Consider the following 26,169-nt stretch of genomic DNA (forward strand, 5'->3'; position numbering starts at 1 on the left):
GCGTCAAGTTTGGTTTAATTAAGCCATGGGAAGTTCAATTATTATATTTCACTAATAAAAAACGCTGTGATTACTACCTCTGACACTAATCACAGCGTTTAACATTTTGCTTTACAATGTCATATTAAAATCTGTAACTGGCTCCTACAGTAATACGACGTTCTGTTAAACCTTGATAACAAAGTAAGCCGCCTTCATTCACACATGATTGTGTAATATCTGATTCAGTCAAGTTTACACCTTCAATACCAACATTAAGTTGTTCGTTAATGTCATAGCTGATACTGGCATTAAGTTGCCCTCTGTCTTCCTGTACAACAGGGAAACCCCATGGGAAGCTAGTAGTACTACCAAAATCTTCAGAACGGTAGGCTTCACGCCATGTATAGCGAGCTCTGGCTGAAAGGCCATGTTTTTCATAATATAGTGTGAAGTTATAAGCATTTTCAGATAAATCGGTTAGCCCTTGTACACGAGTAACATTGATATCTTCAATGCCTGTTGTTAAAGAGAATATGTCATTAGCACGACTTGTCGCCGTATCGAATGCTTCACCACCAGAAAATTCTTGTTTGGTATAGTTAGCAATAACACCAAAACCAGAAGCCCAGCCTAAATCATCTTCAAAGCTAGAAAGATCATACTGAACAGCAATTTCTATACCTTTTTGTGTTGTTTCACCAGTGTCATTGATTGTGGTAGAAAACGGCACACATACGCCTACGCCGATATCAGGCCCAAATACATTGATATCTGCAATTGGATTGTAAATACCGCCGGCTTCACATGGATCTGTTAAATCACGATATCCAGTAGCTGAGTCTTCATAAGGGTCTTCTTGTTGACTAACATGAAGGTTGCTACGTTTCTTATGAAAAATACCAACACTTAATACACTTGCTTCGGTAAAGTACCATTCGGCAGATAGATCAAATGACGTCACTTCTTCAGGTACCAAATTTGGATTACCGATAGCGACAGCAGGGTTTGGGCTAGTATCAAAGGTAAATGAGGTTGATAAGTCGTCAAAATCAGGACGTCGAATATCTTTACCCCAACCTGAACGAATAACTATATCGTCGGTTAAGTCTACGCTTAGGTTTATTCTAGGTAATAAGAAGTTATATCCACCCGTTGTTGTTACTTTTGATACTAAGTCGTTTCCATTCGCATCAGTGGTTGCTGAATTACCGATAGATTTAACGTCAGTTTTTAGATAACGTAAACCAAAATTACCTCGGAATATATCGTATTCAAAGTTAGCTTGCGCATACAGTGCGTTAGTTTCTTCTTCGATATCAAAGAAGCCATCAGAGCTTGAAGTTGGCGCATCAAGTGCTATTGAGCCTCCTATTGTATCTATAGCACTTTGTAATACAGCTAAAGCACCGTCTTGATCTGAAGCAACAAGCTCAGGATCAAGTTGTAGATAATCACGAACATATAACTCTCTACCGTCGGCATCGTTAAAGTTTGTTGGTCCAGCGATCAGAAGTTCTGAGAATAGATCGCCCGTTGGGCTATCAGACATGTTTCTTAAACCAATACTACTAATAACAGTATCTTGAACACTTGAGGTTTTACTGTAGCGATAACCAAAATCAACTGACGTTATTACAGAATCTACATAGTAACTGAAGTCCACACGAAAAGCGTCTTCACTATTGTTCGCTGTACTTTTACCTATTTCTACATCACGTAATACGGTATTGCTAGGATCAAGTAGTTGAGCAGCCGTTGGTGCATTTGCTTCACCTGATGCTATGCCAAATGCTAATGAACCGCCTGTTAGATCATATTGAAAAGGTGTACCGTTTTCATTTGAAGCATTCGATGCAACATTTGGATTGATAAAGTTAAGGGTAGAGTTAAAGCTAGGCGTCTTTGTATCAGACTTTGATGATGAAGCTTCTATCGTGACTTTAAGGTTATCACCTTGCCATTCACCGCCAAGTCTGAATATTTCGCTTTTTGTTAAACGTGAGTTTGTATCACCAGAAAAACGAAGGTTTGGATCGGCACCGCCATCTTCAACCGGAATTACCCCTTGAACTGCAGCTTGTATAGAGCCAAGATCTTGACCATCTATTGTGCCAAAATTAACGGTTTCAAATTCAGTAGGAATTGAAACATTGATAAGATCACTAACACCAGAGGCTTGAACTCTTGAGCTTTCTTCTCTGCGCTCTTGATCATTAACGATAGCATCAAAATAAAGTCTAGTATTTTCATTTGGCGCCCATTCTAATGAAGAGGCTATATTGATGGTTTCAGATTCGTAGTTATCATAATCTTGAACAAAGAATTGAATTGGTAAGAAGTCGAATGATTGAGCACTCGCAACACCACTATTGGATGCTATTGAGTTATCACGATCTGATCTAGGACGAAATGCGGTCGCTTCTTGCTCAGCGTAATTAGCACTTATCACAATACCAAATTTACCGGCATCAGTTTCCCAATTATCGCCAAAGGTACCTGATAATCTAGGTTTTAAACCACTATCACTTGATAAACTACTATTTTCACCTTGTACTCTTAAGGTCGCTAATGTGTCGCTTAGTTGAAGAGGGCGGATAGTTTTTAAATTAATTGTTCCGCCTACAGAGCCTTCAATCGTTTTTGCTTCTGAAGCTTTCGTTACTTCAACAGCAGCGATAATACCTGCCGAAACATCTTCAAAGTTGATACCACTTCGGCCAGTACCTGAGCCTACGGTAGAAACACCATTGATTTCTGTTCTATTTGCGTTAGTGCCACGAATTTGTACGCCTGTACCTACACCGGCTGTTCTTGTAATTTGTATGCCAGTAACATTTTCTAAAACCTCAGCAAGGTTTTGGTCGGGTAACTTGCCAATGTCTATGGCTTTAATTACCTCAACTAGGTTATTTGCATCGCGTTTTTCTAAAAGTGCGCTAGTGAGTGAGCTACGTATCCCCGTAACCTCTATTACTTCAACTTCAGGTGTCTTTTGTGCTGATTGAGCTTCTTGTGCTGAAACAGAAGGTGCAGCCAATAATGTGGCTAAAGCGGCACTATATAGTACCGAATGTGATCTACGGTTTTGCAGTACAGAGCTTATTTTATTTAATTTAATTTTCATGAATTCCCCTTTTACTACGTAATGTTGTATTTATTGTTTATGTAAATAAATCGCTTACAAGATGTAAAACCACAGAACAAATCGTTTTACTAAACCGATTTACTACGATAAAGTTAACATAAAATAGACAAATGTCAATATAGCAATACTTAGACTTTTGTCACATAAAAGAGTGAAACGGGCTGTTAAGAGCAACAATATGTTTAAAATTATATTGTTGTCTTTTTATAATAATCACCAATAACGCTTTTATTAGTGAGAGCAATCCAAATTGTTGTAATGTGAAGTAAATGGAGTCAGGAATTTAGTTGACCAAGTGATTTTACATCAGTAAGATAATCGTTTTAGTAAATCGATTTAGTTATCTTTTGGTTTGATAACCTAAATAAGGAAAAGCAATGAAAATTAAAGAAATAAAAGTATTCGTGTGTAGTCCAGGAAGAAACTTCGTCACAGTGAAAGTTATTACTGATGAAGGTACTTATGGTTTAGGCGATGCAACTGTAAATGGCCGCGAAATGGCGGTGGTTGCCTATTTAGAAGAACACGTTGCTCCTTGTTTAATTGGTCGTGATCCACAAGAAATTGAAGATATTTGGCAATATTTATACAAAGGTGTTTATTGGCGTAAAGGGCCAATCACTATGGCGGCTATTGCGGCAATAGATATGGCGCTTTGGGACATAAAAGGCAAAATCGCGAATTTACCTGTATATCAATTATTAGGCGGAAAAAGCCGTAAAGGTGTTACTTTTTATGCGCATGCTAACGGCGAAAATATTGACGATACCTTAGATAAAGCACAAGAGCATATTGAAAATGGTTTTAAAGCCATTCGCTTACAGTCTGCTATTCCTGGCTTAAAAGTCACTTATGGTGTACTTGGCGATAAAAAGGATTACTTTGAATTACAAGGTAGCCGCCCATTACCACCAGAAGAAGAATGGTCAACCGCTAAATATTTCAACTCAATTGTTGAGCTATTTAAAAAAGCGCGGGAACGCTTTGGTTATGAGGTGAATTTTACCCATGATGTTCATAGTCGTTTAACGCCTATTGAAGCGGCAAAACTAGGTAAATTACTAGAGCCATATAATTTATTATTTCTTGAAGATGCCGCTATTGCTGAAAACCAAGACAGTTATAAAATTGTGCGTCATCACACAACAACACCTTTAGCTATTGGTGAAACGTATAACACCATTTGGGACTGTAAAGATCTAATTCAAAATCAATTAATTGATTATATTCGCGTGGCCGCAACTCATGCTGGCGGTATAACCGCACTTAAAAGAATTACTGATTTTGCCAGTGTTTATAACGTTAAAACGGCACCACACGGTGCACCTGACTTATCACCCGTATGTTTTGCTGCTCATATGCATTTAAATATTTGGGCACCTAATTTTGGTATTCAAGAGTTCGTTGGTTTTGGTAACGAAGGCTTAAATCGCATTTTCAAACATAAGTTCACCGTTGAAAACGGTATGGGGGTGATGAGTGAAGCGCCTGGTTTAGGGGTGGAGTTTGATGAAGAAGCTGCAGCAGAATATCCATACAAACGTTCATACTTACCGGTAAGTCGATTAGAAGACGGTACTCTTTGGAACTGGTAATTAACTGTATTAGTAGAGAAATTTAGAATTTTTTTTCAAATAATTTCCTACAAAGAAAGAATAAAAGACATCTATTTATAAATATTAAATTATTAGGAATAAATCATGAGTAATAAAGTAAAAGTATTAGTGCACGGTACTGGTTTTGCCGGACAAGGCCATGCTGAAGCATTTAGATACGCTGGCGCAGAAATAGTCGGCATAGTCGGTAGAACAGAGAGTGTTGTTAAACAAGTGGCTCAAGATATGGAAATTCCATACGCAAGTACTGACTGGCAACAAGCCTTAACAGACTGTAAGCCTGATGTTGTGTCAATTGCAACGCCGGGTGGCGCGCACGTTGAACCAATTAAGCAAGCGATTGCTTTTGGTTGTCATGTGTTTTCAGATAAGCCATTAACTGCCGATGGCAGTACTTCAAAAGAATTACATGAATTAGCTGTTGCTAAAGGTGTAAAAACAGCCTTTGCTTCAAGCTTTAGATACATGCCTGAAATATTGCATGCTAAACGTTTAGTTGCTGCTGGCGCCATTGGCGAGCCATTAGAAGTTGAATGTATTTCACACTTTAATTTAGAGCGTGATATCCCGTTTGGTTGGTCGCATCGTCAAGAAGATGGTGGTGGTCGTTTAAACAATAACTTCACGCACATGATGTCGATTGTAACTTCGGTTGTTGGTGAGAAGATCTTATCAATTATGGGGGAAGTGCGTGACGATTTAGGCAAAGCGCCAATTGTGGAAGGTGTTCATAACTTTAAAACGCGTCGTGACTTTATTCCTGAAGATATTAATGATCCGTCATTAAAATGGGGCGAATCTAACGTTGAATGGTCTTATAACGTGTTAGCACAGTTAGAAAGTGAGTTTGCTAAAAAACCAGTTTCGGTAATGTTCAAGCACGGCGGTTTACATCCTCGTTTTAATGAAGATCACATTGTGTTTTACGGTAGCAAAGGCGCTATTTACATTAAAGGTCATTACGGTGCAGGTCCACTTTACTTATATGGTGAAAACAATGGTGGTGACGCTAAAGAGTGGCTAGAGCAAGCATTACCTGCTGATATTGCCGCCGATATTCCTAATGTTGAAGGTGATACCGAGCGTAATTGGCGCTACCTTATTCGCGAAATGGTTAAAGATATTGAAGGTGAAGACGTTCCTCCTTACCAAACCTTTAAAGAAGGTAGCCAGTATCAGCAACTTATCGACTTAATTCGTAAAAACGATTACTGGGTAGACGTAAGCAAACTTTAATAAAAGGGCGATAACATGATCTATGATTACGCAGTAATAGCTGGTTACTTCCTTTTAGTTGTTGGTATTGGGTTTACCTTCAAAAAAATGGCAGCTAAATCAACAAGTGATTACTTTCGTGGCGGCGGCAGAATGTTGTGGTGGATGGTGGGTTCAACCGCCTTCATGTCACAGTTTTCAGCGTGGACTTTTACTGGTGCTGCCGGTAAAGCCTTTACTGATGGCTTTGCGGTAAGTTTGGTGTTTTTTGCCAATACCTTTGCTTACTTTTGTGGCTGGGCATATTTTTCGTATCGCTTTCGTCAAATGCGTGTTGATACACCAACAGAGGGAATTAAACGTCGTTTTGGTAGCCAAAATGAATTATTTTTCTCTTGTGCATTAATCGTATTCAGCTTTTTAAATGCTGGTATTTGGTTAAATGCTTTAGGTGTTTTTACCAGTGCCGTGTTTGAAGCTGATATCAACGTTACCATTATTGCTACTGGCTTAGCTGTATTGTTTATTTCAGTATTATCAGGTGCTTGGGGTGTAGTTGCATCTGATTTTGTACAAACCTTAGTGGTTGCTGTGGTATCTATTGCTTGTGCTATTGTTGCATTAGTAATGGTTGGTGGCCCTGTAGAGCTAGTTACTAAGTTCCCGTCTGATTTTATCATGGGGCCTGATATGAATTATGGTTTGTTATTGGTGGGAACCTTTGTGTTCTTTCTTGCTAAACAGCTTATAACCATTATGAACTTGAATGATTCATTTCGTTTTTTAAATGCGAAAGACTCTGACAATGCACGTAAAGCATCACTGCTTGCTATGGTATTAATGGGAGTTGGTAGTATTATTTGGTTTATCCCGCCTTGGGCATCAGCCATCTTATATCCAGACGCCGCGTTAGCTTATGCCGACCTTGGTAATAAAGCATCAGATGCGGTGTATTTAGTTTTTGCAAGAAATGCGATGCCTATCGGTACTGTCGGTTTATTACTAGCGGCATTATTTGCAGCCTCTATGTCTTCAATGGATTCAGCACTTAATAAAAACTCAGGCATTTTTATTCGTAGTATTTATCAACCATTTTTAGCTAAACGTAATCGAGTTGTTGATGATGCGCATTTATTGAAAATGGGTAAAATCTTAAGTTTTATTAGTGGTTTATTAGTTATCGTAATGGCGTTGTTTTTCAAATCATTAAAAGAGCTTAGCTTGTTTGATTTGATGATGTCTTTCTCGGTAATGATCCAGGTACCTATTCTTATTCCATTAATCTTTGGATTATTTATTAAGAAAACGCCGTCTTGGGCTCCGTGGGTAACGGTAGTTATTGGCTTGTTTGTTTCTTGGTTCGTGATGAATGTACTGACCCCAGATGTGTTCTCTCGTTTTATTGGAATACCTGAGTTTACGTCAAGAGAAGCAACAGACATGAACTTAATATTAACCATAGGTGCACATTTAGTTATTACTGCCGGCTTCTTCTGCCTAACTTCATTGTTTTATAAAGAAGAAAAAGATCAATATAAAGAACAAACAGATGAGTTCTTTAAAGACTTGGTTAAGCCAGTAATTGCTGATGGTGAGCAAGACGATTATGACCGTCAACAACGTAATAAACTAGGCTCTATGGTGATGTACATGAGCTATGGTATTTTCATTATGACATTAATACCTAATCCATGGTGGGGGCGTTTAATTTTCGTTTGTTGTGCATTAGTTATTTTGGGCACAGGCATTTTATTGAAAAAAAGCGCGAGTCCAAAACAAGTTACAACACAAGTTTAAGGTAAACAAAGTAACTTAAAATATATTTTTATTGGATATTATTCGGCGCTACAAACATTATTGATGTAGTGCCTTTTTTATATAAAGGTTAGTTAAAAATAATAGTTACAACAATATTTAAAGTAATAGTTGAAGTAAGAGTAATAAAATTTGGAGGGAGTTCCGTATGAGGTTAACAACATTAGCAGCAGTACCTAAAAAGCTAACACGTTTGGTTTTATTATCAGGGGTACTATTATTTATCTCTGGTTGTGCGACTGAAAATCAGCAGAGCGCAGCGAAGCAGGCTGTACAATTGACTCATGGTATTGATGATTCAGCAGGTGGTGTGTCTAGCTATATCATTACTACAACCAATGCGACCTATTACCTTGAAAAGGAAGGTGGTGGTTTATCAAGTATGCTAGATAAGGAAGGGGTTGATTGGATTGGTTTTCATAATGAAAAAGGATCAGGTCATAAAGGTGAATATCGTGGTTTTCCTAATGCCATTCATAAACAAGACGGTAACTACTTTCATGCGCTAAATTCTGGAACAGATTTATCAACGTCGGTGATTGATATTGACACTAAACAACATGTTCGTATTACATTCACATCAGCAAACAAAAAGTGGGAAGGGCAATGGGATTTTTATCCAGATCGCTTAGATTTCACCATGAGTAAAGTGAGTGCTGGATACCAGTATTGGGTGCAGTATGAAGGTGTACCTTATGGCAAAATGGACGATACCGATTTTTGGTTTACCGCCGTTAATAACAAAAAGAACTTAATCAATGAACCCTTTTTAGATGACTTACCTTCGCCTGAATGGATAGCTTTTGGTGATGAAAAAAGCCCACGTATGCTTTATTTATTACATCATGAAGATGATCAATACCCAGACAATTATGTTAGTCGCCCTGACATGACCGTATTTGGTTTTGGTCGTAGTAATAAAGATAAATACTTACATACACCACAAACATTTTCTCTTGGTTTTGTAGAGTCCGTGAACTACGAGCAAGTAAAGAACGTTATTGAAAATATTGTTCAGTAGTTGACTGAAATATAATTTAGGATGAAGAAAGTGAGGAGTTATAATTCCTCATTTTCAATAAAATAATTGAGTTAAAACAAGGTGTTAATTTGATAAAAGTTATTGAGAAACCTGAAGCCCCTTCAATATAAATAGCACTTCTGTAATAAATACGTTTAAATACCCCACATAAGCCAGAATCAATAGTGGCTTTTCTAATAAATACTCATTTAACAACACTATTTTAAATTCGAGCTTAGCTCAATAGGTAAGTGTTAATCATTTGAGTCGATACAGCAGCTAGATTAAGGATATATAATGGTTATTAATACCATCTCAAAATTTTGTAAACTCGCGGTAATTCCTCTATTACTTGGCTTTCCTATTGCGGTTGTTGCATATCGGTTAAACCTTTGGTCAATGGGAGTGTCTTTTCAGCTAATTAAATATACTGGCTATGTTAGTATTGCTGTGTTTTTAATCGCGATACTGGTCGCTTTATTTGCCTTATTTAAAAAACAGAACAATGTTGCTAAAACTTGTGCTGTCGTGGCTGTTTTATTAGCAATACCTGTTGTAGGGTTATCTATGCAAGCAGCGAAAGGTAAGTCTTTACCATTTTTGCATCAAGTAAGTACTGACACCGTTAACTTACCTGCATTTGATGCAATTATTGCATTACGTGGCGAGAAGAGTAATCCGTTAGATTATGATCGTGAAAAACTCGAACCGCTGCAGCAAGCTGCTTATCCTGCAGTAAAACCTATTGTAAGTGCTCTTAATGTAAAACAAGCATTTACTAAAGCAGTTAACACAGCAATGAGTTTAGGCTGGGAAGTTGTTGCTAAAAATCAGGCTACCGGCACGATAGAAGCAGTAGAAACTACTTCGTTGTGGGCGTTTAAAGATGATATAGCTATTCGTATTCAAATGACTGATAACGGTAGCAGTAAGATAGATTTACGTTCAATCTCTCGTGTTGGTGGTACCGATCTTGGTGCAAATGCCGAGCGTATCAAAAAATTCATTACTTTATTTACCCATCATTAATCATGGTATAAATGGGACTATTAAAAAGCTATTGTTAACAATAGCTTTTTAACTGGTAGGCATGGCTGACTTACAATTATCTACAAAGAAGAAAGATTAGAACTAAAATCACAACAAACTCTTTGGAAATACTATTTTAAATTAGGGCAGGTTAATACAATAATTTAATTGATATAATAACTATGTCTCCTATTTACTTCCTTCAAGCCTATTAACGATTAATTGTTAATAATTTGAGCCTTAATTTTTTGCAATAAATATGTTTCCCGCTGAATTGATAGCCCTTGTTTTTTATCATTTTTAATCGTTTTGTTGTTATGTTGAATTGCATCATCTATTGATACCCAACGTACATGCATGCCATTTTTCACTTCATAGTATTCTAGCTTATTTTCACCTAACTGGTCAGCAATATCACAAACATAACAGTATGAGAGCATGTGCATAATCGTACAGTCAGGGAAGTGCTTTTGGCTATTATGTGGTCGGTACTCCTCGTATAACCCAAAAGGGTTTATATTGTTTATGTTCAGCGCACCAGTTTCTTCACTTAACTCTCTTTTTAAACCATCAATTAACGCTTCATCTTGGTCAACGCCACCGCCAGGTAATGAGTAGTCGTTATAGCGTTCAGTAAACATTAATAATATTTTATTATTTTTTATGACAATTGCTCTTGTGGCAATTCGAGTAAAGCTCTTGGGATGATCAGGTGTTAAGTTGTTTTCTTCAATTGAATGATGAATAACTCGTTTTAATAAATGCATAAAATCTCTAAATGGTTTTTCAAGTGGTTACGTTATTAATGCTTACTTTTAAGAAGGTTTTAAAATTAATAGTATTTTAAATAAGTCCTATTTAAGGTGTTGCTATTGTACTTGTTAAATCAGGAATGTTGCTAATTTTTACAACTGATTGTGATGATAGGGGGAAGTATAAATAGATACTCTCAAAAGTTAGTAAGATCAAGGAAGTCATTTTAAAGCAGGCGGATATAATCAATATTTTCCAGTTATTCATTAAGAAAATATTTAATCTATTATATGTATTTCAATAAAAAATGTCCCATCTTCGGTTTTGGAAGTGCCACTTTATATTTGCTCATTGTTGGTGCTAATTCAGCGTGCTAGCCTCAGAAACGACAGAGAAAAGCTGTTATAAATACATGAAAGTGAGCACTACTAAACTAAAACTAAAAATTAATCGAGATATATTATGAGAAAAAATCTAACTTATTTAAAATATTTTATAGCAATACCCATTTGTTTTGTCGCTAATGCTTTTGCAACTGAACCAGTCGCTTTTTTAACTTCACCTGCACAGTCTGAAATAACAGTTAATGTTGGCGATAGCGTTAAATTCCAAATTAATGCTTCAGATGCTGACGGTGATTTACTTGGCATCGATTGGTATGGAAATGGTGATACACCTTATAGCCAAATATGGTGGAATGTTGAAGGTGAACCTAACAGAACCAATAGCGTGTTTCATCGTGAACACACCTTTAATAGCGAAGGTATGTTCACGATAACGGCTCAAGTTTATGACGCTAATTATACTTATGCTCCGAACTTGGTATTTAATGTAACTGTTATCGGTGGAGTAACCAATACAACACCGTTAGTTATAAATACTTCACCAGAGCAGCATAGCGTTGTAATTAATGTGGGGGAATCAATAAATTTTGCCATAACGGCTAGCGATGTTGAAGGTAACCTTGCCGGTAGTGAATGGTATGGTAAAGGTGATAACCCTTTTCTTCAAAATTTAAATAGTGCATCAGGCGACGAAAATACGGCAACTTTTTCACGTGAGCATACCTTTAATTATACCGGAAATTATAGTATTACCGGTTTAGTTTATGACGACCAATATTTATATACTGACGCCGTAGTTTGGGATGTTAGGGTTGATGCTGTGAGTGTTGACCATAGCGCAACAGTACCAAGTACATTAGGGCAACGCGCATTATATATTGATGATTTTGATGTGGTTCTTTCTTCAACAGAAAATACTGATAAATTATTAGCGCATATACAAGCGCATAATATTACCAAGCTTACGGTTTATAACCTTCATACACAATTGCCGAGTAAATCAGCTGAAATATCTATGTTCATTTTTAATGCTAAACGATTAGGTGTTACCTCGGTTGGTGCCGCAGGTGGCAGTTCCGTTGATTTTGACCGTGTTATGACATATCAGCATGACGATAATTTCCCTCATAAATTTGATAGCTTATATTTAGAATATGAGTATTGGAATCATGATCCCGACGTGAACAACTTTGTTGCCTTGCTTGATCACATGTCTATTGTTGGCGACGATATGGAAATTGAAGCTTATTTAGGTTGGTTAAACGAAGAAGATTATGCCCCGATAGCAAACCGTTTAGACAATTTATTTCTACATTGTTACGTGCAAGATCCAAGTAGTGCTTTTAGCTATTGTAAAGAACGCATGAAAAAATTTGGTGAATTAAATAAAAATATTAATATCTGGCCAATATTTAGTGCTGAATGGCGACCAACTAGCACATGTGACAACCCACCATGGTCGGAAGAAGCGCTTTGTTTTATGGGGAAATGGCTTGAGTTAAATGGTATAGCAGACGCTGAAAACGTTTTTATGGAAAAATACAATACAGATAGTGGCATTTGGAAAAGTGGCTTAAATATTCCGGGCTTTTATTATTTTGCTTATACCTTTCTTGATGCTGAAGTTGGCTCTCCAGAGACACCTGATTACACAGAACTTCCTGTTTCAGTTCGTGGTGACTGGGATGGTGATGGCGATGTTGATATTATTGGTGTACGTGCTTTTATGTAAGCATTACAAAAAAGAGAAGTTATCTATACTCGTTTTGATTTAAATGATGACGGTGTTATTAATATTTTAGATGTTCGTTCAATGATGGCCCTTTGTACACGTGAACGTTGCGCGTCTTAACTAATTAAATAAGAGTACCTTACACATGAAAAAATATATTACACTCATAATACTTGTATTGAGCTTTTGCAGTAATGCTAATGCGAGTATCATTACTATGAGCTTATCTGAACAAACAGTAACACCATCAGACACCATTGAAGTACAGCTGTGGGCAAGTGAATTTGAAGAATTTGATGCTTTTATGTTTGATCTTACAATAAGCTCAACATTATTTGAATATCAAGAAAGTTCTTTTGGTAGTGACTTGTTTATTTCAAATCCTTTTTCCTTTTTTGAAGTGAATCAATATACTGAATATCTATCATTCTCTTTTGTAGATTTGACCCCAGTTTCAAACAGTTATTTTTTGTTAGCTAGCTTTAATATTATAGCGAAGAGTGTTGGCATAGATAATTTAACGTTAGAAAATACAGCTTTTTATCAGCCTTACCCTGCGACCCAAGCATTAAATATTTCAACTGAAGGTAATGCTTCAGTCCATGTTACTAACGTTGCTAAAGTTAGTGAGCCTGCAACATGGTTGATGTTTATTTTAGGTAGCTGGTTCTTAAGGAAAAATATAATAAATCATAATCAATTTTGAAACTAAAAAGATTATTGCCATGGTTAAAATAAGAAAGTGTTAAATTTTTTATATTAGCTATGGCTTTGTCATTTACGTATAGATTTAATTATATAAATAAGCAGAAAAAGACATTTTTATCGATATTGTTATTCATATTTACGCTAAAAAGAGCGAATAGTAGCGGTATTAAAAATTACTTTTATTTTTTGCTTATTTTAAAGTACATGCCTTGATTTATAAGTGGTTATACCTATAAATATTTGATAGTGTATGTACGAATTGAGATCTACCAATTAATCGTTAATAGAGAGTTATATAGTGCTCGAAGTTCCTTTTTTTAATTTCCACGATATCATCCTAATTACGGTTATTTTGGAATGTATTTTAATTGCAGGGCTTCTCGCTTGGCGAGAGAAGGGGAAAAGGGTTAGTAATATTTTACTTGCCAGTTTTTTACTCGCCGATGCCGCTTATTTAATTGATACCATTACCTATTGGAACCTGCATCTCAATGCCTTTGCCGCATCTGTTTCCACTAACTTCTTCTTTTGGCTTGGCTTTGCTTCATTACTAAAAGGCCCTTTTCTTTTTTGGGCGACTAAATCCTTTATTTTTCGTGACTTTAAATTAACCGCTAAAGATATTGTGCATTTATTGCCTGCATTGATTTATCCTTTCTATATGTATGCTATTTATTATCAGCATGATGATTTATATAAACTGGCGATAATACAAAACTATGATGTACTTATTGCTAATAATGCCTTTAAATACTTGCGCTGGTTGCAAGATTTTGGGGTTATTATTTATGGTATAGCTAGCTTATATGTTTTACATAAGCATAAAGCGCATTTAGCTGATACGTATGCTAACTTTACAGATAAAAAATATAATTGGTTACAAATACTTATCATAGGTTTTCTATTTATTTGGGTATGGATATTTCTCTCTTATTTACAGGTATGGATAACCGACTGGACTATTCCTATAGGTACCATTGGTAACTATTTTAACTTTATTTTATTAAATACTCTGTTGGTTTATGGACTCAGTAATTCAAGTGTTTTTGATGAAGTGCCATTGCAATTTACCGCCAATTCACACAAAAGTGATATTGAAGAAGACTACCCTCATGTTGACTTGCTTAAAGAAAAAATGGAGCAAGATAAGTTATTTATACGTAAAAACTTAACGCTTGAGCGCTTGGCTGAAGAATTAGAAATTCCTGTTAAGTCATTATCAAGAACGATAAATGGTCATTTTCAAATGAATTTTTTTGAATTTATTAGTTATTATCGCGTAGAAGAAGCTAAAAAATTACTCGTAGAGCAACCTAAAATGACTGTTCAATTAGTGATGGAACAATCTGGATTTAAAAGTAAATCAGCGTTTAATCGTTTTTTCTTAAAATACGTACAATCAACACCAAGTGCCTATAGAAAGAATAGTACACTTATTAATTAAATCAATATGTTTTGGTGCTACTATGGAGCCAACGCATATGGAGATTGTTTGGTTAATTATGCAAGGACAAACTGAAAATATTTAATTTTATAAAGGCTCAAAGTATTCAAATAGATTTGAATTTGAAGAGCTCCCTATGTTCAATTAAGTAAAGATAAAAAATAATTCCAATATCAATATCTTTCTTTATGAAAACAGTTTAAAGAACTTATTAATACCGCTTTGCCGGACCACCTGTCGTTAGCCAAATAAAATATTAGCTTAGCTAAGTACTAAGCAAACTTGACTTCATTAATGGCAAATTTAATGTAATTCAGTGGCGGCAATAAATATTATTTATACTTAGAATAATTCAGGCGGTAAATGAGTGTTGTCAATGGTGCTATTAACTGCACCATTTACATTGTGTAAGCTTTATTCTTCAACAGGTTTAGTTGATGATTGTGCAATTAATCTATCATTAAGATACGCTTTAGCTATCAAGTTTTTAGGTGCTGAAGCTAGGCTGTCAGCAATAAAAATGTACGGTAAATGAGAGTCTTCTCCTATTAACTTATCGCCGTCATAAAATTTAATTGTGTCAATTTGGCTTACGCCTAAATATTTCACCGTATAAACCGGATTAGTATAATTAGCAAAGGTATTAATGCCAGCTTTACTTTTACTGATTGTTAACTGCGCTTTAAATGCAGGTACTGCTTTATTTTCTGTTGTTTCAGTTTGACCAAAGTAATAACGAGACACCGGTAAGCTGGCTTGTAAGTATTGCAATACATCAAGAGGAGGGTAGCTTGGTTTAAACTCTGTTTGGCCTGACTTTCGGTCTAATGGCCAACGTATATGTGATGCCCAACCCCAAAGATCAGTACCAATAAACTTTGGATCATCAAGTAAAAACAGTTTTTTACCATCAACTATCACATAAGCCTCATTGATCACTTCAATAGCTGCTTTCGTATAATCAATTGTTTGCTCTTCAAACGTTCTTTTGAAGTTGCCTGATAGGGTTCCATCTTGCATTATACCGTTAGGATCTTGTCCTAATATAGTGGTAAATTCATGTACCGAGGCTGCTGCGGGTATCGCTATTTTATAATAGAACTCTTGTTTCTGAGCTCTTACTAATGTTTCTTGTACGGTTTCTTTGAACAGTTTTTTATAAATAGCTACGTCATTATGGATACCTGCCGGCGCACCTTTAGGGTTTTCCATGTCGTATCCTGCAATAATGACATAGCCATTACCGTAACGATTCATTGTTTCAGAAAATTGAGGACTTACTCGGTCAGGAAATGTAAACACAGACCATGAACGACCATGCGGATATGAAGTGTTTTTACAGTACACTTGTTCATTTTTAGCGTTAACTAAAGGGTCGCCTTGGCCAGAAAAATAATAAGAAAGTCTTTCATAAAACAGTACTTGTCCTGGGTATTTTGCGTCGAAAGGTTCAATATCAAACTGAACAGAAGGTACGTTATTTGAAGAACAAAATAAGGCTGCGGTTTTTTCAGCTAAATAGTCAGCTTGCTGTTGATTAAAGTGATTAAATGAATCTAAATAGGTGTTATAGCCAAACAAACGTTGATCTAAGCGAGCATCAACAACAGGGATCATAACAAAGTCAGTATTCATTTCTTTTTTTAGAGGAGACAAAGTTTCTAAATAAGCAATTGTAGAGGCCATAGCCTGTTCAGCACTACGAGTAATAAAAATTTCGCCTTTATCCCATTGAACTCTATCATCAGCAGAGCAATGTAACAGCTCGTCTACGCTAGCATTAAATGGAACTGGAATTTTACAGGTTGTTTCAGGTGTTGTTGAGTAACTATACAGTTGGTTAATTTTTTTTCTTTTGCCTGCACCCACGTTATACGTAAATAACTTGCCTGTAAAAAGTCCTGGAATTAAAGACGTAATAGGGTGGTATTTTCCTTCTTCAGGCTGCCAATATTTTCCATCACCTAAATCTTGTTCTAAATATGATGCATCGTATAGCCAGCTACCATTGCCAATAGGAATTGCGGTATTTTTAATAAATATATTTTCTTCTATGGAAGGCGATACCGTCGTTTTTATTTCATTTTCAACAATGGGTAATGATTTAGAAAAAAGTAAATAGCAATAAGTGAACAGTAATATAATACTGAGTGTAATTGTTAATTTGGGTAGCAGTTGACGAAATTTTTTCACAAGTAATCCTTAATTATTATTAATGTTTCATTAATTTATTAATTTATTGATTAATAAAATGATGAATTTTTTCTTCTGTTTCTTTACAAATTGCCATGAATGGCGCTAATTCACTTTCATGTTTACGCCATTTATTCTTAGCTGGTCTGGTTAACGTGGTAATAGAATAAGGCATGCGATTGGGTAATAACGTTGGTAACACTTCGGTAGGTGTTACCCTACAAAATTTTGCTACCTTGATTAGCTCTGCTTGTGGGTTATTAATTAAATCTTCATAGTTAATTGAGGTCCATCGTTCTCTAGGTAATTTATTTAATTCAGATAAAATTACATTATTACTCGCTCGCCATTGAAAACTGGCTATTTCAGCAATAGATTTACCTTTGTATTCTCTCCAACCAGGCGGTAATAAAAAGCACCAGCGCTTTAATGGCCAATCAGGTAAATCAGTAAAGGTAACAAAATGTCCTGTTCTTTGAGCAAAATTCCACGCTTCAATTAAACTACTGATATTTTCATTCGCTTGACGATGTAGGTAAATAAATTTAGCTTCTGGAAATACCTTGAGCAAAAAGGGAATATTAAGAGAGTTTCTCGGTGTTTTTTCTAAAAAAGCAATACTATTTCTACGTGTTAACAGTTGAGATTTATGCGCTGGCACGCCTTTATGATCAATCAGGTTTTTGATAAATAAAGACTTAAATTCATGACACAATTCAGACTGAGCATGGGCTTCAGTTAAACGGCCTGAATCGAATTGGTCATTTTCTTTTCTTAAACTTGGAAATTGTCCGTATATGCTGTGACTTTCGTTTCCTATAGTGTGGAAAGTAAATGCTGAAGACATTAATTCAAACAGCAAGGTACTTCCAGATCTAGGTGCTGAAACAATAAACGTAGGATTATCAAACACCTGAGATATTTCATCAGCGCTATAGTTTATGTTGTCATTATTATTTAAAATATTATCGAGCATAGTTATTTCTCTAAATGTTCTTTTTATAAACGTTATTTATCTAAATGTTCTTGCGAAACATTTCAGTAATTAATTAACAAATATTGCTCGACCATAACGTAAACCGTTGGCGGCAACTGATCTTATTTCAATATCATGTTCATCAACGAAAACGGCATTTTTATATGCTTGCCAGTTGCCATCTTTTATACGGTATTCAATTGTTAAGCCCGGGAATGAGATGTTAGCTTTTAAAGTACCGTTGATGATTTTTGCACCTACGGTTGGTAGCCTATAGTCAATATTCAAAAGGTCTAATTTTAAAAATTCTTTGTGCCCCAGTACATTAGCAAAATTGTTCCATGCACTATCTCGTTGATGTCTTTTTTCATCAGAAAATACATTACTATTCTTGTTATAAATTCCACCTTCATAATTATATGGCACTTCCCACTTTGCTGTAGACCATGCTTTTTCGGCTAAAACAATTAAACGTGGAAATATCATATATTGTGCTTGTTCTGGGCTTCGAATAACCTCTGACCACAAATGACCTTGTAGTCCAATGTATTCATTACCTTTTTTAAGTGGTTTGTTATCGTTTATTTGAAAGTCATTATTGGATAAACTAGACCAGAACTCTGCGTGTATAGGTAAATTTTCAGGCATAAATTCAAATATTTTTCTGCTGTTTAATTCTCTTATTGCCCAATCGTAACCTCGTTCTTTGGGGTCTGCTTCATGGGGCATATCGAAATAAAGAGCTTCAGGTAGTGACAACACAACATCCCAGCCTTGGTTGGCATGCTTATGTGCCAGTTCAGTTGCATTACCTTGCAGTAAAGCCCAAATATTTGATTGTGCTTTATTTGGCATCACAACATAATTTGTATGCTCCATACCGTCATTCCAACCCGCAGGAACAATATTTTTATCTGCTAATATATTGGCAATTTTCTCAATAAATTTACCTCCTAAATTGAGCGACTTTTTAGCATCATCACTTTTATTGGCATACAAGTGTGCACAAGCAGGAGAGTCACGCCATGCACCAGGGCTTTCATCGCCGCCTAAGTGATATTTAACTAAAGGGACACCAGCAGCTTTATGCATTGCAGCAACTTCATCAATCACTTTTTCTACAAAATGATAAGCTGATGGTAAGCAAACATTAATGGTGTTGTCGGTATAATTTTGAATACTGTTATATTGCGTTTTATCGGTAAAATCAGTTAATAAATACTCAGTGGCTTTTTCGTTATTACCTTCATTTTTAAAACGATTGTACCTTACTTCCATTGACTTAATTGCTGCTCTAGCATGACCTGGCATATCAAATGATGGGATGATTTCTATATGACGTTGTTTGGCAAAGGTTAGTAATTCTACATAGTCGTTTATTGAAAAGTAGCCGTTGACCTTACTATCACGAAAAGGGCCATTACCAAGTTGTGGTAATAAACACGTTTGCTCTGTTAAGTCGTGACAACGAAATCCACCAATTTGCGTTAACTCGGGTAAATCTTTTATTTCTAAACGCCAACCTTCATCGTCTGATAAGTGTAAATGTAATTTATTTAATTTATAGGCCGACATTTGACTGATGAGTTGTTTAACCGATTCTTTTGAATGAAAGTTTCTCGCAACGTCAAGATGCATGCCTCGATAAGGAAATCGAGGTTGATCTTCTACAGTGATATTCGGTATTGTTTTATTGTCTAAGCGGTATAAGCTAGCCAATGACTGTAAGGCATAAAATGCGCCTGTTTCATCATTAGCGGTTATGGTGATTTTTTCATTTGTAGTATTTAATAAGTAGGCACCGCTAACATTACTATGAATATTTCCTTTGCTAATGTTAACGACTACACCTTGTACTGATTCGTTAATACCTAAATCAGCCAAATAATTTAGAGCAGCTATTACACCACTCTTTTTAATACTGTTAAATTGTACGTTTATACCGATGGATAAATCAATCAACGCTTTATTATTCAATGATAGTTTATTGGGCGTAGGGATGATTGCGTTGTTTATATACGGCGAATTTTTTGGCAGTAGTGTTAAGTCGCTATTCGCATTAAATAACTGAGGTGACTTTGTCCAAACTGTTTTATCTACTTTGTTATTTATAAATTGTTTTTTTTCATCAATAAAAGAGAGTACATGTGGCAATGTTTCTAAACCGGTTTCGTTATCTATTGTAGGAATAGTGCTTTTTATTAATGCCGGTGTTAGCGACTTACTTGTTAAATAATAGTTTCCAAGGGGCTTGTATTCAGTAAAGTGATCGCCGTGTAGTTGGAGTGTTAATTTATACTCATTGTTAGCTAAAAAACCGTTAAATGATGAAGATGGCACTAAAGATTTTATGTCGCCTTCTAGACGCTTTATTACAAAATTGTCATTACTGTTTGTAAGCAAAGGGTTCAATTGGCTAAAATAGAGTTGCCAATTGTTTTTTGTGAACTTATAAGGTAGTGAAAGTGTTAGTTCAATAAAATAACATGGCGATTTTATTAAACAATTTCCACCACTTTCATTATTGATAACTTCATATTTAACTTTCAAATGTTGCGCTACATTATTTAATTCTTGTTGTGTTAAAGAAGCACCACTTTTATCAACAGAATGAGCAAGAGAAGCTAACGCTTGATGAGATATAAAACATAAAGCCAATAACCCGAATTGAATACAAAATTGTATTTTATTTACTATTTTACTTTTTAACATTTGATGAGTTTTCCTACCATTATGAATACTAGTGTTTTCTAGATTTATTAAGGTTAACAAATGCTAAAGTTACTCTCTATAGAGAACGATAAGGTGGGACTTAAAAAGCTTAAAGTGATACAAAATCTCTAATACTTTTCAATGTTCGATTAATGTTAGGTAAGTGCCACATCATTTTTTTTAGGTGCCACTTTAGGTGTTTTACTTCTTTTAACTTCTCTGTAATCGCTGTTTTTTGGGGATATCAGTGCCACTTTATGATATTTAGAACCACCTGGATTTTACCTATTGTTAATAGTTTTTAGTCTTGGTAGATTTTTAAGCGAAATACAAAAACTTAAATAATTAGATATGAAAATTAAATGTTAAGTCGTCTTCAATAACTAACATTTGAAATGCAATATTGAAAATTATAAGAGTTACTAAAGCTAATTAACGATTAATAAATTTCAGTAAAAATATGTAGTTTTTTAGTAATAGTTGAAATTATAAAAACGATAAAAATAAAAACGATGTCATTAAGAGGATTATAAAAGTTATGTTTTATAACGATAGATTAAACTCAAAAAAGGTTGTTTTATCGCTGCCTTTTGTTAATAAAAATAAAAAATATGCAGGGCTGTTACCTATTGCTTTTTTTATGTCAGTTAACGCAGCAACGACAGATAACACGAAAAAAGATAAAGGCATAGAAACGATTTTGGTTACTGCACAAAAACGTGTAGAAAATTTACAAGAAATTGCCGTTAGTGTTGACGCCGTATCTGGTTTAGTGATTAAAGATCATGCTTTAGATTCATTTAAAGATATAACTAAATTGTTGCCTGGAATTACAATGGCGGTACGTAATGATCCTCGTTCGTTAGGTTTTATGATTCGTGGGATTGGTTCACAGCAAACTCATATTGGTGTAGAACCTAGCTCCGCTGTTATTGTTGACGGTGAAGTAATGGCAAGAAACTCATCATTACATGGTGATATGGGTGATATTGACCAAGTAATGGTTCTCAAAGGCCCACAAGGTACTTTATTTGGTAAAAATACAGTAGCAGGTGCCTTAGTTGTTAATAACTCTAGGCCCGTAATAGGCAGTAGCGAAGGTAATGTTAATTTACATATGGCGAATGCGAAAGGCACTGATGGTGAATATAAAATTAGTGCTATGTACAATGCTGAAGTAAGTAACAACTCAGCGTTACGCTTTAATATTTACAAGAAAGAGCAGGATGGTTGGATAGAAAATGTCTTAGCTGGTGGCCCTAATGGCGGTGAGTCAGATGGTTTTGGAGCTAAAGGTCAGTACTTATATCAACCGAATGATACTTTGGATATGTTATTTAGAGTTGAATATGCTGAAGCTAATTTTGGCCCAGGTATTCGTGTTTATAGAAAACTCGATCGTCCTATTATTCCTGAAGAAGATTTAGCTACTTTAACACCAGAACAACGAGAAGCAGCATTAACTACTCGTATTCATGAAATTTCTCAAACACCAGAAGGTGAGTGGAACGATAAAACATCTGCTTGGAATAATCGTGATTATGGCGGTATGACAAATGTAGGTGCGTCATTTGAACTAAATTATACTACACCTAATGACTATCAACTTACGTATCAAGCATTTGCTCGAAGCCATGATATGACGACAAATGAATCAGTCTCATCAACTGCGGTTAATACTGCTGCTCTTGCTTGGTCAGGTCCAGTTGAAACAGACACATATCAAACTGAGTTACGCATAGCTTCACCTATTGGAGGGTTTATTGATTATGTTGCAGGACTTTTTTATTACCACGCAGATATCACACGTGAAAGAAAAACCTTATTTTGTAATGATCGTGGTTTAGAGAATAGTATTATTGATGAAAACTATAATATAATTGAGTGTGGTGACACTAATCCTTGGGATGCAAACTCTGAAGCCATTTTATATCCATTTGATTTCTATACAGCAAGTGATGGAACTAGCAACCCTTGGATTGGTGGTATTACGAATAAATATTTGAAAAATAATACAATTATTAGTGATAATGCCGCTGTTTTTGGTCAAGCTAATTTACATTTTTCAGATAAGTTTAAAGGTATTATCGGCGCTAGATATTTATATGAAAACCAAGATTACAGCATTGATACTCGTATAAATGAAAGTGATGTTAATAGTGAGTTTCAAACGTCAGCAAAAGAAGTATCAGATACCGCTCTGGTTTATAAGTTAGCTTTACAATACTTTATCAATGAAGATGTCATGGCTTATACTAGTTATACTACAGGTTATAAAGGTGTCGCTTGGAACTCAGAAAATGACCTTAATCAGGAAAAAGTAGATGCAGATTATCCTCTTGCTGCAGAGACATCGACAAATATTGAGTTAGGTATACGTAGTGATTGGTTTGATAGTGCATTGAGAGTAAATGCAACATTATTTTGGGCGAATTTTGACCATTATCAAGATCGTGTTCGATATGTTGATGATACGGATCCTTCAGAATTACCTTTACTTGATTATAAGTTAATTGATGCAGGAGAGTTAAATTCACGTGGCCTTGATCTAGAAATTCAATATCAATTAACCGACTCTCTGAGTCTTCAAGCAAATTATAATTATTTAGATGCAACTTTTGGTGACAGTGAGGCTATGATTCATTGTACAGATGAGGTTGCCGATCAATGTACGGAAGAGCAAGTATTTAGACGTTGGTTTGATCCAAGTCTCACTTCGACTTATGCGCTATATAGTTTAAAAGGAAAACAGCTAGCTAACGCACCTCAGAATCAATTTAAATTGAACCTGGTGTATGATTTTGAAATTGCTGATTGGAATGGTTATGCACGTGTTAGCTATAATTGGCAAGATGATGTATCGCCAGAACATGGTGGTATAGAATCACACCCTGATTTAACAACAGAGGCATATGCTATAACTGATGTAAATGTCACCTTATTTGCCCCAATTGAGGGGTTATCTGTAAACCTTTATGTTAAGAACTTATTTGATAGACATTACTATGTTCGAAAATCTAATTATGGCGATGGTCAACAAGATTTAGCCATTGGTACTTATTTCTTAGCTGTACCTGAACTTCCAGGAGGCACTGCTTACGGATTAGGTTACTGGCGTAGTGCACCTGAAGCAGGTAATGTCGCGAGAGATTTCAATCGTTATTTTGGTATGTCAGTTAACTATGACTTTTAGACTTTTTTAGTCATACTTTATTGATAATAGAGACTCAGGTTCTTAGTCGAATCTGAGTCTTTTATACTAAACTGTTTACGCTACAAGGCTTGTTATGCATTCATCTAAATCACTATTAAAAGCGCAAAAGTACTTATTTGTAAACGATGAGTATTGTTTGACTTTAGTGGATAGATTAATTGATAAAGGCGATACCTCAAGTCAAGTATATGAGCTAAAAGCCAAGTGTTATCTTAATTTAGGTTGTCATCTTCTTGCCGCTGAATGTGCTGAAATGGCAATAAAACACGGAGGAGCGAATCCCTCTCTATACACAATTTTGTTGGAAGCGAGACTTAATTGTAGTGATCATCGGTATGTTGAAAATCTTATTGAAAAACTAGCAAATTCAACCGCTTTATATAACGTGTTAATTGAAGATATTGCTCAGTCAGCTCATTTAATTAATCAAAATGTGTTAGCAGAAAAGCTCTATTTAAAACTATTATTCACTGACTCTCATAACCATTTATATTTAACTCGTCTTGGTGCTATTTATCAAAAAATTGGCGATATGGATAAAGCTCAGTTTTATTATTTATCTGCAATTGAACATTCACCGCAATATGCTATTGCTTATAATTTACTCGCGAATGTGAGAAAACTAACAGAGCAGTCTAATCATATCGATTTATTGAAAAATGCTTTTGAACGCTCGGAACCATCGTCAGATAGTTATGCGCTTATCGCTTATGCTTTAGGTAAAGAATATGAAGATTTAGGTGAATATTCGTATTCATTTAGCCATTATAATGCTGGTGCTCAAGCGATGCGTCAACATATTAACTTTGATATTTCTAAAGTTAAACATGCCTTTAATCTAACAAAAAAATACTTTGACGAATATACTGCTGAATCAACATTACCATTAGATAGTATATTCAGTAAAAAACCAACGCCTATCTTTGTGTTAGGAATGCCTCGCACAGGCTCAACATTAATTGATCGCGTTTTATCTAGTCATTCACAAGTTGAATCCTTGGGTGAGCTTAGTTGCTTTAAAGAAAGCATGAAACGAGTCACTAATTTTCAAGGTGGGGAAGGCTTTCATCATCAATTTTATAGTTATAGCAAAGGACAAGTAGATTTTCAAAAGTTAGGTGAAATATATCAGCAGCTTGCTAAGCCAGTAAATACTAATTCATATTATTTCATTGATAAATATCCCATGAATTATATGGATCTTGGTACTATTGCTAAAGCTTTGCCTCATGCAAAATTTATCAATACGATACGAAATCCAATGAGTACAGTATTCAGTAATTTCAAACAAATATTCACGCACGGTATGTACAATTATTCCTATGATCAAGCAGAATGCGCACAGCAAACATTATACTATCGTGATTTAATGGCTTTTTGGCATAAGCAGTTTCCCGGTAGAATCCTTGATGTTCCGTATGAAGAGATGGTAGGAAATACTGAAAAACAAACTCGCAGTTTACTGAAATTCTTACAATTAGGTTGGGATGAAAATTGTTTAAACTTTCATAAAAATAAGAGCTCAGTAGCAACGGCTAGCGTGAGTCAAGTTAGACAGCCCATTTATAAGAGTTCAGTTGCAGGTTGGAAAAACTATGAACAATTTTTAGAACCCGCACAACAAGTTTTTAGCAATTAAGGTTAGGATCAATACATGTTTTTTAATGGTGATTTCAAACAATTAGGCCAATGTGATGTTAGCGCACTTAAATCACAGATAGACAATTTTGATGAAAGTTTATGGGATGAAGATAAAACACGCCAAAACACTTATAGCGTTCATAAAAAAACACAAACCATTAATTTGATTTTTGATGAAGATTTACGTCATGAAAATCCAACCGCTTTACCAATATATCATCAATTAGAAGAATACCTAATCCCTATTGAATCGTTAATAAAAGCTTACTATGCGCGTTCATTGAAGCTAAAACGGCTTGCTTCTAGATATGAATACCCTTATTTTATTCGTGCTATTCTTGTTCGGTTAGCGCCTAATAGTAGTATTTCAAAACATCAAGATCATGGCGAATCGTTATCGCGCTGTCATCGAATTCACATCCCCTTGCAAACAACAGAGCAAGTACTATTTTCTGTTGGAAAAACAACCATCAATATAAAAGAAGGGGAAATTTGGGAAATTAATAATCGTAATATCCATTCCGTTTTAAATCAAAGCGAACATTATCGTATTCATTTAATTGTAGACTACGTGATCCCTGGAGAAAAAGTGTTCGATTTACAAAATGTTTTAATTGCATAACTCAATA

At 35.3% G+C, this 26,169-nt stretch carries 16 protein-coding genes; 11 read left to right on the top strand and 5 right to left on the bottom strand.

The genetic code is table 11. From position 1 onward, the window contains the following. Positions 1-124: 124 nt before the first annotated feature. Positions 125-3,106: a TonB-dependent receptor gene (locus GQS55_RS03995; RefSeq protein ID WP_159818180.1), complete on the bottom strand. Its 2,982-nt coding sequence runs from the start codon at positions 3,104-3,106 to the stop codon at positions 125-127. A 398-nt stretch (positions 3,107-3,504) separates the two neighbouring features. Here GQS55_RS03995 and manD point away from each other — a divergent pair, with 398 nt between their 5' ends. From manD to GQS55_RS04020, 5 genes are all read left to right on the top strand, one after another. Beyond that, on the top strand, positions 3,505-4,722 hold the full coding sequence (gene manD / locus GQS55_RS04000) for a D-mannonate dehydratase ManD (protein WP_159818182.1): 1,218 nt from the start codon (positions 3,505-3,507) through the stop codon (positions 4,720-4,722). 105 nt (positions 4,723-4,827) lie between these two features. Further along, a complete protein-coding gene (locus GQS55_RS04005) occupies positions 4,828-5,979 on the top strand; it encodes a Gfo/Idh/MocA family protein (protein ID WP_159818184.1) in 1,152 nt (383 codons plus the stop codon). A gap of 15 nt (positions 5,980-5,994) precedes the next feature. Next, positions 5,995-7,755 (top strand): sodium:solute symporter family transporter, encoded by a 1,761-nt coding sequence (locus tag GQS55_RS04010; protein WP_159818186.1) that lies wholly within the window; start codon positions 5,995-5,997, stop codon positions 7,753-7,755. A gap of 166 nt (positions 7,756-7,921) precedes the next feature. After that, complete coding sequence (locus GQS55_RS04015; RefSeq protein ID WP_159818188.1) at positions 7,922-8,794, top strand: hypothetical protein; 873 nt, start codon at positions 7,922-7,924, stop codon at positions 8,792-8,794. A 297-nt stretch (positions 8,795-9,091) separates the two neighbouring features. Continuing rightward, positions 9,092-9,823, top strand: a complete 732-nt coding sequence (locus GQS55_RS04020) for a DUF1499 domain-containing protein (RefSeq protein WP_159818190.1) — start codon at positions 9,092-9,094, stop codon at positions 9,821-9,823. A 218-nt stretch (positions 9,824-10,041) separates the two neighbouring features. Here GQS55_RS04020 and GQS55_RS04025 read toward each other — a convergent pair whose 3' ends face one another. Next, complete coding sequence (locus tag GQS55_RS04025) at positions 10,042-10,590, bottom strand: NUDIX domain-containing protein (protein ID WP_159818192.1); 549 nt, start codon at positions 10,588-10,590, stop codon at positions 10,042-10,044. Positions 10,591-11,038: 448 nt separating this feature from the next. On the opposite strand from GQS55_RS04025, the gene GQS55_RS04030 reads away from it, so the two are divergent. The 3 genes from GQS55_RS04030 (at position 11,039) to GQS55_RS04040 (ending at position 14,804) form a co-directional block, all read left to right on the top strand. Further along, positions 11,039-12,652, top strand: coding sequence for a hypothetical protein (locus tag GQS55_RS04030; RefSeq protein WP_159818194.1), 1,614 nt, complete (start codon positions 11,039-11,041; stop codon positions 12,650-12,652). Between the two features lie 145 nt (positions 12,653-12,797). After that, complete coding sequence (locus tag GQS55_RS04035) at positions 12,798-13,358, top strand: hypothetical protein (protein ID WP_159818196.1); 561 nt, start codon at positions 12,798-12,800, stop codon at positions 13,356-13,358. A gap of 300 nt (positions 13,359-13,658) precedes the next feature. Continuing rightward, complete coding sequence (locus GQS55_RS04040; protein WP_159818198.1) at positions 13,659-14,804, top strand: AraC family transcriptional regulator; 1,146 nt, start codon at positions 13,659-13,661, stop codon at positions 14,802-14,804. A gap of 414 nt (positions 14,805-15,218) precedes the next feature. Here GQS55_RS04040 and GQS55_RS04045 read toward each other — a convergent pair whose 3' ends face one another. From GQS55_RS04045 to GQS55_RS04055, 3 genes are all read right to left on the bottom strand, one after another. Continuing rightward, on the bottom strand, positions 15,219-16,997 hold the full coding sequence (locus GQS55_RS04045; RefSeq protein WP_159818200.1) for a hypothetical protein: 1,779 nt from the start codon (positions 16,995-16,997) through the stop codon (positions 15,219-15,221). A gap of 43 nt (positions 16,998-17,040) precedes the next feature. Then, entirely contained in the window at positions 17,041-17,973 is a 933-nt protein-coding gene (locus GQS55_RS04050; protein WP_159818202.1) for a sulfotransferase family protein, read from the bottom strand. Positions 17,974-18,042: 69 nt separating this feature from the next. After that, a complete protein-coding gene (locus GQS55_RS04055) occupies positions 18,043-20,685 on the bottom strand; it encodes a family 20 glycosylhydrolase (protein WP_159818204.1) in 2,643 nt (880 codons plus the stop codon). Between the two features lie 538 nt (positions 20,686-21,223). Here GQS55_RS04055 and GQS55_RS04060 point away from each other — a divergent pair. The 3 genes from GQS55_RS04060 to GQS55_RS04070 all read left to right on the top strand — a co-directional run bounded on the left by GQS55_RS04060 (position 21,224) and on the right by GQS55_RS04070 (position 26,162). After that, positions 21,224-23,878, top strand: coding sequence for a TonB-dependent receptor (locus GQS55_RS04060; protein ID WP_159818206.1), 2,655 nt, complete (start codon positions 21,224-21,226; stop codon positions 23,876-23,878). 94 nt (positions 23,879-23,972) lie between these two features. Further along, positions 23,973-25,538 (top strand): tetratricopeptide repeat-containing sulfotransferase family protein, encoded by a 1,566-nt coding sequence (locus GQS55_RS04065; RefSeq protein WP_159818208.1) that lies wholly within the window; start codon positions 23,973-23,975, stop codon positions 25,536-25,538. A 15-nt stretch (positions 25,539-25,553) separates the two neighbouring features. Continuing rightward, positions 25,554-26,162 carry an aspartyl/asparaginyl beta-hydroxylase domain-containing protein gene (locus tag GQS55_RS04070; RefSeq protein WP_159818210.1) on the top strand — a complete coding sequence of 203 codons (609 nt, stop codon included), beginning with the start codon at positions 25,554-25,556 and terminating at the stop codon, positions 26,160-26,162. Positions 26,163-26,169: the final 7 nt, after the last annotated feature.

Source organism: Colwellia sp. 20A7 (assembly GCF_009832865.1).
Taxonomy (GTDB): domain Bacteria; phylum Pseudomonadota; class Gammaproteobacteria; order Enterobacterales; family Alteromonadaceae; genus Colwellia.